We start from the raw sequence: 12511 nt of genomic DNA, 5'->3' as shown, positions 1-12511 counted from the left end.
CTCTTCCCATGAAAAAAATATTGTATTTATCACTCATTATATCTTTGGTTTCCTGTTGTAAAAAAACTACGGAAGAAACACCTCTGCCACCTTCAATTATAGATTCCAACAATATCAATGTCAGCATCCTGATTGATTTATCCGACAGAATTGATCCCAAAACAAACCCCAATGCCTCAATGGAATATTACCAGAGGGATACAGAATACATTAAGTCGATCGAAAAAGGGTTTCTGAACCACATCAAAACCAAAAGAATCATCACCTATAATGATCAAATGCAGGTTTTCTTCAATCCTGAACCTTCCGATCCTAAAATCAATGGCTTTACGAAAGAGCTTAAGGTTTCTTTTGACCAAAATACAAACAAAGCCTATTTCAATACCGTTGAAAAAAAATATACAGAATTACCTCCCAACATCTATCAATCCGCCATTAAAGACGGAAATTATGTAGGCTCCGATATTTGGGAATTTTTTAGAAATAAGATCAAAGATTATTGCATAAAGGATGATCACAGAAATATTCTTTTCATTTTGACCGATGGATATATGTACCACAAAGACACCATGTTTTCTCAGGACAAAAAGACGTCCTACCTAACCTCAAAGCTCATTAAATCCAACAATTTAAACACATCAGATTTTAAAAAGACGTTTGAGAAAAACAATTTTGGGTTTGTGAAAGCCAATGATAATTTAAGCAATCTGGAAGTTATTGTGCTCGGCATCAATCCTGAAGAAGGAAATCCATTTGAAGAAGCCGTTATCAAAGAATACTGGGAAAATTGGTTGAAAGAAATGAAAATCAAAAAATACCAGATAAAATCAGCCGATCTGCCATCTAATCTGGAACCTATCATTATAAAAGCCATCACAGGTAAAAACTAAAAAACACACAGCATATCACAAAAAAAGCGAAGAACAATCTTCGCTTTTTATTTTCTGATCATTTCCGTATGCGGAATATCATCTTCCAGGTATTTTTTTCCCGTATCTGCAAATCCGAATTCAGAATAAAATCTTAATAAATAATCCTGTGCTGAAATCCTGATCTCCGAAGTATGAAAACGGTTTTCTATAGTTTCTACAGCATATCTGATCAGTTGTTTGCCCAGACTTTTTCCTCTCGCCTGTTCCGTGGTAAGAACCCTTCCGAGAGAAGCCTCTTCATATTTTATTCCTTTGTCAAAAACACGGCAATACGCAAGAATTTGTCCATTTTCTTCAGCCCAGATGTGAATTCCCTTCTGGTCGTAATTATCCAGGTCAGGATAAGGACAGTTCTGTTCAATCACAAAAACATCAATACGCGATTTTAATACCGAATACAGCTCAGGAACCGTAAACTCATCAAAGGTTTTAATTTTCCAGATCATTACTCCTCAAAACTTACACTGTTATTTTTCAAAAACTCATTCGTTTTCTGAATAAAATCCAGGATCTCATCCCCTCCCGTTTTCTTTTCCGCAGAAGTCACATATATTTCAGGCAGGTCTGCCCAAGTTTTATGCAGTTCATTTTTATAATTTTCTACATTCTGAATGGTAACATTCGGTTTCAGCTTATCCGCTTTTGTAAAAACAATCGAAAAAGGAATCCCGCTTTCCCCGCACCACTGGATAAATTCCAGATCAATCTTTTGTGGAGTATGTCTTGCATCTACCAAAACAAAAAGATTCACCAGGTTTCTTCTGTTCAGAATATAATTCGTGATCAGTTTCTCAAAGTCCTTTCGCAAAGATTTTGAGACCTTTGCATATCCATAACCCGGCAAATCCGTCAGATACCAGTTCTCATTCACCAAAAAATGATTGATCAGCTGGGTTTTCCCCGGAGTTCCGGAAGTTTTGGCCAGGTCCTTGTGATTCATCATTGCGTTGATCAATGAGGATTTTCCGACATTAGACCTTCCGATAAAAGCATATTCAGGCATAGTAGGTTCAGGGCATTCCTGCCATTTCCCGCTACTCTTTACAAATTCTGCTGTTTTAATAACCATCTTTCGAATATTTTTTAGAAAAACAAACCATTAAGAAAAGATCTTAATGGTTTATAATATTTTGTTTAAACTTTGTCTTTTAACCAGCTGTAGAGAATTTCATTGAATTCATCCGGCTTTTCCATCATGGCGGCATGCCCGCATTTCTCGATCCAGAAAAGATCTGAATTTGGAATAAACTTATGCATATCCTCAGCCACTTCAGGAGGTGTTACATTATCCTGTCTTCCCCAGATCAGACACGTTGGTGTTAAAATCTTGGGAAGATCGTTCAGCATATTATGTTTGATAGCACTTCTGGCCAGCATTACCGTTTTTATTCCTTTCATTCTGTCGTTGACTACAGAAAAAACCTCGTCCACAAGATCTTCTGTGGCAATTGCAGGATCATAAAAAACCTCTTCCGTTTTCTTTCTTATATAAGAACGGTCATTTTTTCTCGGGAAACTGTCCCCGAAAGTTCTTTCATACAATCCGGAGCTTCCTGTTAAAACAAGATTTTTTATCAGGTCCGGTCTTGCTAAAGTCATGATAAGCCCCACGTGGCCACCCATGGAATTTCCTACAATAGTAACAGGCCCGGAGATATGACTTTCTATAAACCTGATAATATATTTTGCAAGAGTGGTAAGATTAGTATTGAGTACCGGCAGATCGTAAATCGGCAGCTGAGGAACATATACCTTGAACCCTCTTTCCGAAAAAAAATCTACCATCTTATCGAAATTACTCAAACCACCCATTAAACCGTGCAACAGCACCAATGGATGTCCTTCTCCCGCCTCTACAAAAGTATATTTCTTTTCTTTTTTTGTACTAAATATCATAAAATGCCTTAATAAAGCTCTGCAAAAATACAAATTAAACCTCAAAAAAATTTTGATTACCCTAATTTAAAGTAAAAATAATATAATATCATCCTTTTTCTTTACTTTTTTCAGAACCTCTTTACTATGGCCTAAATAATACTTTTCACAATACACATCATATCAAATACTTACCCCCATGAAATTAAATCTTTAATAAAACTTATTAACATTAAGTCAAAAAGTGGGAAAAAGTGGGAAATTTTGGAAATTATTATATAAATTTGTCCCAAATGAAAAGTTTCATTGGAACATATGAGTGTAAAATTGACGACAAAGGCCGGTTAAAAGTTCCTTCGTCTTTAATTAAACAGATGGAAAACTTCGACGATAACGCGTTTGTAGTCAAGAGATCTGTGTTCCAACCATGCCTCGAAGTTTACCCCATGAATGCCTGGGACAAACTGATGGGCAAAATTAATAAGCTAAACCGATTCATTAAAAAGAATGCTGATTTCATTCGGATGTTTACGGCAGGGGTAAAAACAGTAGAACTGGACAACGCGGGAAGACTTCAGATCTCAAAAGATCTGGTTCATTTTGCAAACCTTCAGAAAGATATTGTAATTACCAGCGCAGGAGAGCTTTTTGAAATTTGGGATAAAGATGCCTATGAAAAGGTGATCTCTACCAACGAAGCTGATTTTGCAAGCCTGGCTGAAGATGTAATGGGATCTTTCGATGAAGAATAAACTACACTTGCCGTAAAAAGTAAGGTAAAAACACAATTAAGTATGTACCACAACCCCGTTTTATTGAAGCAGAGCGTTGATGATTTGGTGACGAATCCCGACGGAATATACGTGGACTGCACTTTTGGAGGAGGAGGCCACTCAAGAGAGATTTTGAGCAGGCTTTCTGAAAAAGGAAAACTTTTCAGTTTTGATCAGGATCTGGATGCCCTTAAAAATACGATTGATGATCCCCGATTTACGCTGGTGAATCAGAATTTCAGATTTTTAGAAAATTCCATGCTGATGTATGGCGCTTCCCATGTAGACGGCGTATTGGCAGACCTTGGCGTTTCATCCCATCAGTTTGATGAAGCAGAAAGAGGGTTTTCTACAAGAAATAATGCCCCTCTGGATATGAGAATGAATGTCATGCAGAGCCTTGATGCAAAAAGGGTGATCAATGAATATGAAGAGGCAGAGCTTGCCGATATCTTTTATCACTACGGTGAACTGAGAGAGGCAAGAAAGCTGGCAAGAGACATCGTTCATCACAGGAAAACAAAAACCATCAGAACCACCGAAGATCTGAAAAAGCTTTTCAGCTACCTTCCGCCCCATAAGGTTAATAAATTCTATGCACAGCTTTTTCAGGCAATAAGAATAGAAGTGAACCAGGAGCTTGAAGCCCTCAAAGAAATGCTTGTTCAGGCCCTGAATGTTTTAAGGCCGGGAGGAAGACTTGTTGTGATTTCTTACCATTCACTGGAAGACCGTCTGGTAAAAAGATTCCTGAAAAACGGAATGTTTGAAGGAGAGCAGCAGAGAGATATCTATGGAAACTATAAAAAGGTCTTTGAATTGCTTAAGAGTAAAGCGATCATCCCCGATGATAAGGAGATCGAGGAAAACTCCAGAGCAAGAAGCGCAAAAATGAGAACAGGAATTAAAGTTTAAACGTGAATGGTGAATGGTCAATTGTGAAATTGAATGGAGATTTCTAAAAAACTGACTATTAACAAGCAAAACGAATTCACTGCAAAGCAAATTGACATAAAGAAATTTTGGCAAAAAGAACAACAAACCGCCCTCAGAAGAAGCTCACTTTTATAGACATTATAAAAGGAAACTTTCTGAACCGTGATGAGATCAAAACTCATTACAAGTATTTTTTATTGTTGTTCATTCTGATGATGGCCATGATTTACAGCAATCACCTCGTCAACAAGAAGATCAAGATTGTCAATGCTTTAAAAGAAGAAACAGAAGAATATAAATCGAGAAACGCTTACGCCCAGAGTAAGCTGATCAAAGTAAAAATGGAATCACAACTGGGGAAGGAAGTAGCAAAGGACTCATTGATGACTTTGGAAAACCATCCTCATAAACTGTTAATAAAACTGGACAGTACAGATGCAAAAACAAAATGAATACGATAACAAACGTAAAAAAACGTTAAGGTGGGGCTACCTCTTCGCTGTAGGAGCTCTGTGCGTATTTGTGATGTTTCTTGCAAGGATTGTAGTCCTGCAAAACACTAACGTTCAGGAAATTAAAGACGATTACATTAATAAAAACTACCGCGAAGCCACCTTGAAGGCTGCCCGTGGAAACCTGTTCGCGTCAGACGGATCTATCCTGGCAACAACCGTGATGCGCTATGACATCTATCTTGATTTCAAAACCATGAAAGATACGATCTACAGCAACAATATTGGTGCACTGACGGATTCTTTAAGCAAAATGTTCGGAAAGCCAAGGGCAGAATTCAGAAAGAAGTTTGACGAACAGAAAAAGAAGAAAAACCAATACTATACATTAGTTAAAGGGCTTGATTTTGACGAATACGACAGAGTCAGAAACTTTCCGATCTTTAAAAAAGGAAAAAACAAAGGCGGTTTTATAGTAGACAGGAATTATAAAAGAGAACTGGCTACCTCAGAGATTGGAGCAGGAACCATCGGTATGGATAACGGCGAAATGAAAGCCGGCCTGGAAGGTGCTTTTTCAAAATATCTTACAGGAACCGACGGAAAAAGATTGGAGCAAAGAATCAATTCATCCCAATGGAAACCGATCGACTACTGGAAAGTAAAAGAACCTGTAGATGGCGAGGATGTTTACACTACCTTAGACCTTAGAATTCAGGACATTGCACACTCCGCTCTGGAAAAGCAGATGATCACTTATGAAGCTAAACACGGAACAGTGATCGTAATGGAAACAGAAACCGGAAAAGTACGGGCCCTGGTCAATCTGAGAAGAATGGAGTCTGGAGAATACGAAGATTCTTATAACTATGCCTTAAAAGATAACATCGAACCCGGTTCTACCTTTAAAACCATTTCACTTTTAGCAGCAATGGATGACGGGTTCATTGATGAAAATACAACCGTAGATGTAGGAGGCGGAGTCTGGACCTATGCCAAGCAGAGAATTTCAGACGGCCACGGCGGGGGAACTTACGATATAAGCGATGTTTTGGCCAAATCCAGTAATGTGGGGACGGCAAAACTGATTACAAAATATTATGCTGAAAAGCCACAGATTTTCCTTGACCACCTGAGAAGATGGAAATTATTCGATAAAATGGATATCGAGCTTCCGGGAATCACAAAACCGAAAATCGTAACGCCACAAAACAAGAGATGGAATGCCGCAACACTGGCCTCTATTTCTTACGGATATTCATCAAATATCAACTTATTACAGCTAACAACCTTCTATAACGGGGTTGCTAATGGCGGTAAAATGCTTAAACCCCTGTTCATCGACAAGATCATGAAAGAAGGGAAAGTAGTGTACAATGCAAAGCCCGAAATCATGGTCAACAAAATGGCATCGGAAAAGGCCATTAAAATGATGACCAGCGCACTGACGAAAGCCGTAGAAAAAGGAACCGGACGAAGCATCTTTACGCCTAACCTTAAAATGGCAGGAAAAACAGGGACTGCAAGATTTGAATACTGGTTACCCGGTCCTATGAAATACCGTGCATCATTTGCCGGATTCTATCCTGCAGATCACCCGAAATATACCTGCTATGTGATGATTAGTGAACCTAATACAGCAAAAGGCTTTTATGGAGCAACCGTTTCAGCACCGGTATTTAAGGAAATTGCAGGGAAAACATTCCTGAAAACACCGCAGAATATTGAAAAAGAAATGTTGGTAGACAGAAAGGTAAATCTTAATAAAATGGTAGAGCCTAATGTCAAGGTAGCGGTTAATAATAAACAGATGCCCAATGTAGTAGGACTCATTGGTAAAAATGTGATCCCTCAATTGGAAAACTTAGGGTACAGGATTGATTACAAGGGCGTTGGAAGGATCAAAGAGCAGTTCCCGCTGGAAGGCACCATAATCAGCAAAAACCAGAGAATTTATTTGTCTCTGCAGAATTAAAATAAAAAACAAGGTCCAAAAAAGGACAATTAATAAAGGACAGGAAAAATTCCTGCCAGATATAAAATGATAATAACAGAATTATTAAAAAGGATTCCAGTTTTAGAAATTCACGGCGATGATACCCGTGAGATCTCAGAATTGGTTTTCGACAGCAGAAAGATTACGGAAGGATCACTCTATGTAGCAGTGAGAGGAACCGTTGCAGACGGACATTCATACATTGCATCATCTGTTGAAAAAGGTGCAAAAGCAGTAGTGTGCGAAGAGCTTCCTGAAACACTGGATGAAAACGTGACCTATATCAAAGTGAAAGATTCATCTAAAGCTTTGGGACACCTGGCATCCAACTTTTACGGAAATCCATCACAAAAGCTTAAACTGATAGGAGTTACCGGGACCAACGGAAAAACATCGGTGTCTACCCTTCTTTTTGATGTATTCAAAAACTTAGGCTACGATTCGGCGCTGCTTTCTACGGTGGAAATCAGAATCGGCGAAAAAATTATTCCGGCAACGCATACCACTCCGGACGTGATTACCATCAATAAAATTTTAGCCCAGGCTGTTGAAGAAGGCTGTGAGTTTGCTTTCATGGAGGTAAGTTCCCACGGAATCGCCCAAAACAGAATCGAAGGCCTGCATTTTAAAGTGGCAGGCTTCACCAACCTTACCCACGATCATTTAGATTATCATAAAACGTTCGACGAATATCTGAAAACAAAGAAAAGATTTTTCGACGGACTTGAAGATACTGCCGTAGCCATCACGAATGCAGATGACAAAAACGGCATGGTGATGCTTCAGAACACAAAGGCAAAGAAAAAGTCTTACGCTCTGAAAACAATGGCAGATTACCATGGGAAGTCTTTAGAAATTGACTTCAACGGAATGCTGCTGAACTTCAACGGAAAAGAGTTCTGGACCACACTGACAGGAAGGTTCAATGTCTATAATTTACTGCTGGTTTTCGGAATTGCCTCAGAGCTTGGTTTTGAGCAGGATGAAATTTTGCAGGCAGTCAGTAAGCTGAAAAGAGTTTCCGGAAGATTTGAAACATTCAAATCAGATGGCGGAATTTTCTTTATCGTCGATTATGCACATACACCGGATGCTTTAGAAAACATTCTGGACAGCATCAACGATATCAGAACCAAAAACGAAAGACTGATCACCGTTTTCGGATGCGGGGGCGACAGAGATCACTCCAAAAGACCAGAAATGGGAAATATTGCCACCAGAAAATCAACGCTGGCCATCATCACTTCAGACAATCCGAGAACAGAAGATCCAGCACAGATCATCAAAGAAATTGAAGCAGGTGTTGAATCTCAAAACTTCAGCAAATACACTTCAATTCCGGACAGAAGAGAAGCGATTAAAATGGCGATCAAGTTTGCAGAGCCAAAAGATATTGTATTAGTAGCCGGAAAAGGCCACGAAAACTACCAGGAAATAAATGGTGTGAAACATCATTTTGACGATAAAGAAACGATTAACGAGCTTTGGAAGTTAATGAGTAAATAAATTTATAAACGATTATTGGAAGCCACTAATTTATCATTCATCAATAATCACTTATCATTTATTAATAATTGAAAATATGCTATACTATCTATACGAATATTTAACCAGTCAGGGAATCCACATACCGGGATTGGGAATGCTGAAATACATTTCCTTTCGTGCAGGTATCGCTGTCCTGTTTTCTCTCATCATTGCTCTGGTTTACGGAAAGAGGATCATCAACTATCTGAGATCAAAACAGATGGGCGAGTTGGTACGTGATCTTGGACTGGACGGACAAAAGCAGAAAGAAGGGACTCCTACCATGGGAGGACTTATCATTATTATTGCAACCATTATTCCGGTGCTGCTTTTTACCAGGATCACCAATGTATATATCGTTCTGCTTCTGGTTTCCATGCTATGGATGGGTGCTATAGGTTTTGTAGATGATTATTTAAAGAAAATAAAGAAAAATAAAGACGGCCTGAGCGGAAAATTCAAAATTGTAGGCCAGGTCGGATTAGGGCTAATTGTCGGAATTACAATGTATTTCCATCCGGATATCACCGTTAAAAGAAAATATGCGGATGCAAAGGTCGTGAACCGGAATAATGTAGAGCAGAATTTTATGCCTACAGAAAAGATCACCGTTTCCACCGTTCCGTTTGCTAAAAACAACGAGTTCGATTACAGCGGAATTCTGTTCTGGATGAATGATAAAGATGCCCATGAGTGGGCATGGATTGTCTTTATCCCGATCGTTATTTTCATCGTGACTGCCGTATCAAACGGAGCCAATATCACCGATGGAATAGACGGACTCGCAGCAGGAACTAGTGCCATCATACTGCTTACCCTCGCCTTGTTCGCCTATCTTTCCGGGAACATTATTTTTGCAGACTACCTCAATATCATGTTCCTCCCCAATATGGGCGAAACCACCATTTTTGCGGTAGCTATGGTAGGTGCCGTAATCGGTTTCTTCTGGTACAATACCTATCCTGCGCAGGTTTTTATGGGTGACACAGGAAGTCTTATGCTTGGAGGTGTAATTGCCGTTTTAGCCATCATTTTGAGAAAAGAACTTCTGATTCCGGTTTTATGCGGGATCTTCCTGATTGAAAACGTGTCTGTTATGCTACAGGTTGTTGTTTTCAAATACAGAAAAAGAAAATACGGGCTGGAATATGCCCAAAATAATAGATTTTTCAGAATGTCACCATTACACCACCATTATCAGAAAGGAGGGTTCCATGAAAGCAAGATCGTGAACAGAATGATCATCATCGGTGTAGTGCTGGCTATTGTATGCCTGATCACATTAAAAATGAGATAACCAAATCATTTAAAATATTGAAAAATTTAAATATTTAAAAATTTTTGAATCATTAAATCTTTCAATCATTAAATCAAAATAGATATGAAAATAGTTGTTTTAGGAGGTGGAGAGAGCGGATGCGGAGCTGCTTATTTAGCGAAAAAACAGGGTCTGGAGGTTTTTCTTTCAGACAAAGGAGCTATTAAAGATAACTATAAGCAGTTTTTAGCAGAAAATGAAATTGAATTTGAAGAAGGAAACCACAACGAAGAAAGGATTTTAAATGCCGACTGGATCGTGAAAAGCCCGGGGATTCCCAAAAAGGCAGAGATTGTTCACAAAATTCACGAAAAAGGAATAAGACTTTCCTCTGAAATTGAATTTGCTTCAGAATTTACCGATGCCAAGATCATCGCCATTACAGGAAGCAACGGAAAAACAACAACAACTTCCCTGATCTATTACATCCTGAAAAATGACGGACTGAATGTAGGACTCGGAGGAAACATAGGATACAGCTTTGCAAAACAGGTGGCCGATGAAAATCATGAGTATTATGTTCTGGAAGTAAGTTCTTTCCAATTGGATGATATTCAGAACTTCAGACCTTATATTTCCCTGTTGCTGAATCTGTCCCAGGATCACCTGGATCAGTACAACTACAATTATGAAGAATATGCTTTAGCTAAATTCAGAATTGCAGAAAACCAGGAAAATGATAACTTCTTCATCTACAACAAAGATGATGAAATGAGTAAAAATATCCTTGAAAAGCTGGAAATAAAGGCAAAAATGATTCCTTTCTCCACAAAAGAAAAATTGCCTGAAGGGGGATTCATTGATGACGGTCAGATCGTGATAAAAATGGAGGATGATTTCTCAATGAAAATTGATAAGCTGTCTCTTCTCGGAAACCACAATGTTGCCAACAGCCTAGCCGCTTCCATTGCCGGTAAAATATTGAAAATCAATAATGAAAGCATCAGAAATTCATTAATGACTTTCCAGGCAGTAGAGCACAGACTTGAATTCGTGACAGAGACCAATGGAGTAAAATACATCAACGACAGTAAGGCAACGAATGTAAACGCCACCTATTACGCCTTGGAAAGCATGAAAACGCCAACAGTCTGGATCGTTGGAGGATTAGATAAAGGAAATGATTACTCGGAAATTGAGGACCTCGTTAAAAGAAAAGTAAAAGCCATTGTCTGCTTAGGAATAGACAATACGAAGATCATAGACTTCTTTAAAGACAAAAAAGAATTCATTTATGATACTTCAAGCATGGAAGAAGCCGTGAAAATATCAAAATCACTGGCAAAAAGCGGAGATACCGTTCTGCTTTCCCCATGCTGCGCAAGTTTTGACCTGTTCAAAAGCTATGAAGACAGAGGAAAACAGTTTAAAGAGCAGGTATTAAAGTAAATGTAAAAAGTAAAATGTCGGATGTAAAAGTACATTGTACCATATACATTTTACATCAATACAAAAAATATGGACGAACAGAACACAGAAAGCAGAATCGAATTGCTAAAGGGCGATAAAGTACTTTGGATGGTCATCCTTGTGATCTCCATTTTCTCTATTTTCCCCGTATACTCTGCGAGTTCAAATCTGGAATATATCGTTAATAACGGAACCACTACAGGCCACGTCATCAAGCATATGTTCTTTGTGGTTCTGGGTCTGGTGATCATGAGAGTCGTTGGAATGGTGAAATACGAGTACATCGGAAAGCTCAGCAGTATCCTGCTCGGTCTAATGATTGTTCTTCTCGTTGTCACCATGTTTACCGGGCAAACCATCGACGGAGCAAGTGCTTCAAGATGGCTGAAAATTCCGGGAACGCCCATCTCATTTCAGCCGTCGTCATTTGCATTTTTAATGCTCATCATCTATCTCTGCAGATATCTGACCAAGAAAATAACACGGGAAAGGCTTCCGATTGAGAACATTATGTACATCTTCGGCCCCATCTTGCTGGTATTTGTGTTAGTAGCAAAAGACAACGGTTCCACGGCATTGATGATCCTTATGGTTTCCGTGATTGTTCTGATTATAGGGCAGCTTCACTGGAAATACATTGCAGGCTTCATCTCCTCCTCATTTGTAGCGATTGTCCTGTTTCTGATTATTGCATTAAATACCAACCTCATCGGTGGAAACCGGGTGCATACATGGATGAGCCGTATCGAAACATTTACCTCCAGCAAAGCAAAAACAGCTGATGTAGATGACGAAAGCGTAAAAGCGAAGAACTATCAGGTAATGCAGGCTAAAGCAGCTATCGTTCACGGTGGAATTACCGGAATGGGACCTGGAAAAAGTGCATTGAAGCAGATGCTCCCACAGTCTGCCTCCGACTTTATTTTTGCCGTGATTGTAGAAGAATATGGGCTTATTGGTGCCGCTTTCCTGATCTGTCTCTATCTTATTATGATGATCAGAATCGTGATGATTGCCAGCAAAATGCCCGCGTTTTTCGGGTCGCTGCTTGTGCTCAGTCTCGGGGTGATGATCTTCATACAGCTTTCTGTAAATATTGCAGTAGCCATCAATCTGATCCCGGTAACAGGTCAGCCATTGCCCCTGATAAGTTATGGAGGAACCTCCATGCTGGTTACCTACCTCCAGCTTGGAATTATCTTAAATATAAGCTCAAGAATCCAGATATACGATGAAGAAGGAATGGGCAAAAAACAGAGTGTAGCAGAAATTAATGATATTGCTTAGTTCAA

At 39.1% G+C, this 12511-nt stretch carries 12 protein-coding genes; 9 read left to right on the top strand and 3 right to left on the bottom strand.

Annotated features, from left to right (window positions below):
• Nucleotides 1-8 precede the first annotated feature (8 nt).
• Nucleotides 9-890, top strand: coding sequence for a hypothetical protein (locus tag IX38_RS02140; RefSeq protein WP_034701190.1), 882 nt, complete (start codon nucleotides 9-11; stop codon nucleotides 888-890).
• 47 nt (nucleotides 891-937) lie between these two features.
• On the opposite strand, the gene IX38_RS02135 is transcribed toward IX38_RS02140, so the two are convergent.
• The 3 genes from IX38_RS02135 to IX38_RS02125 all read right to left on the bottom strand — a co-directional run bounded on the left by IX38_RS02135 (nucleotide 938) and on the right by IX38_RS02125 (nucleotide 2828).
• A complete protein-coding gene (locus IX38_RS02135; RefSeq protein ID WP_034701189.1) occupies nucleotides 938-1378 on the bottom strand; it encodes a GNAT family N-acetyltransferase in 441 nt (146 codons plus the stop codon).
• Entirely contained in the window at nucleotides 1378-2001 is a 624-nt protein-coding gene (gene yihA / locus IX38_RS02130; RefSeq protein WP_034701188.1) for a ribosome biogenesis GTP-binding protein YihA/YsxC, read from the bottom strand. The genes IX38_RS02135 and yihA overlap by 1 nt, the downstream gene beginning before the upstream one ends.
• A gap of 65 nt (nucleotides 2002-2066) precedes the next feature.
• Nucleotides 2067-2828, bottom strand: a complete 762-nt coding sequence (locus IX38_RS02125; protein ID WP_034701187.1) for an alpha/beta fold hydrolase — start codon at nucleotides 2826-2828, stop codon at nucleotides 2067-2069.
• A 272-nt stretch (nucleotides 2829-3100) separates the two neighbouring features.
• Here IX38_RS02125 and mraZ point away from each other — a divergent pair, with 272 nt between their 5' ends.
• From mraZ to IX38_RS02085, 8 genes are all read left to right on the top strand, one after another.
• A complete protein-coding gene (mraZ, locus tag IX38_RS02120) occupies nucleotides 3101-3559 on the top strand; it encodes a division/cell wall cluster transcriptional repressor MraZ (RefSeq protein WP_034701186.1) in 459 nt (152 codons plus the stop codon).
• Between the two features lie 42 nt (nucleotides 3560-3601).
• Nucleotides 3602-4495 carry a 16S rRNA (cytosine(1402)-N(4))-methyltransferase RsmH gene (rsmH, locus tag IX38_RS02115; RefSeq protein WP_034701185.1) on the top strand — a complete coding sequence of 298 codons (894 nt, stop codon included), beginning with the start codon at nucleotides 3602-3604 and terminating at the stop codon, nucleotides 4493-4495.
• 107 nt (nucleotides 4496-4602) lie between these two features.
• Nucleotides 4603-4968 carry an FtsL-like putative cell division protein gene (locus IX38_RS02110; protein ID WP_034701184.1) on the top strand — a complete coding sequence of 122 codons (366 nt, stop codon included), beginning with the start codon at nucleotides 4603-4605 and terminating at the stop codon, nucleotides 4966-4968.
• Nucleotides 4952-6943, top strand: a complete 1992-nt coding sequence (locus IX38_RS02105; protein ID WP_034701183.1) for a penicillin-binding transpeptidase domain-containing protein — start codon at nucleotides 4952-4954, stop codon at nucleotides 6941-6943. Before IX38_RS02110 ends, IX38_RS02105 begins: the two co-directional genes overlap by 17 nt.
• A 66-nt stretch (nucleotides 6944-7009) precedes the next feature.
• Nucleotides 7010-8470, top strand: a complete 1461-nt coding sequence (locus IX38_RS02100; protein WP_034701182.1) for a UDP-N-acetylmuramoyl-L-alanyl-D-glutamate--2,6-diaminopimelate ligase — start codon at nucleotides 7010-7012, stop codon at nucleotides 8468-8470.
• 76 nt (nucleotides 8471-8546) lie between these two features.
• Entirely contained in the window at nucleotides 8547-9788 is a 1242-nt protein-coding gene (gene mraY / locus IX38_RS02095; protein WP_034701181.1) for a phospho-N-acetylmuramoyl-pentapeptide-transferase, read from the top strand.
• 84 nt (nucleotides 9789-9872) lie between these two features.
• Nucleotides 9873-11198 carry a UDP-N-acetylmuramoyl-L-alanine--D-glutamate ligase gene (murD, locus tag IX38_RS02090; RefSeq protein ID WP_034701180.1) on the top strand — a complete coding sequence of 442 codons (1326 nt, stop codon included), beginning with the start codon at nucleotides 9873-9875 and terminating at the stop codon, nucleotides 11196-11198.
• A gap of 69 nt (nucleotides 11199-11267) precedes the next feature.
• On the top strand, nucleotides 11268-12506 hold the full coding sequence (locus IX38_RS02085) for an FtsW/RodA/SpoVE family cell cycle protein (protein WP_034701179.1): 1239 nt from the start codon (nucleotides 11268-11270) through the stop codon (nucleotides 12504-12506).
• Nucleotides 12507-12511 lie beyond the last annotated feature (5 nt).

The sequence above is a fragment of the Chryseobacterium luteum genome (assembly GCF_000737785.1).
Taxonomy (GTDB): domain Bacteria; phylum Bacteroidota; class Bacteroidia; order Flavobacteriales; family Weeksellaceae; genus Chryseobacterium; species Chryseobacterium luteum.
This window is presented reverse-complemented; position numbering and strand designations above follow the sequence as displayed.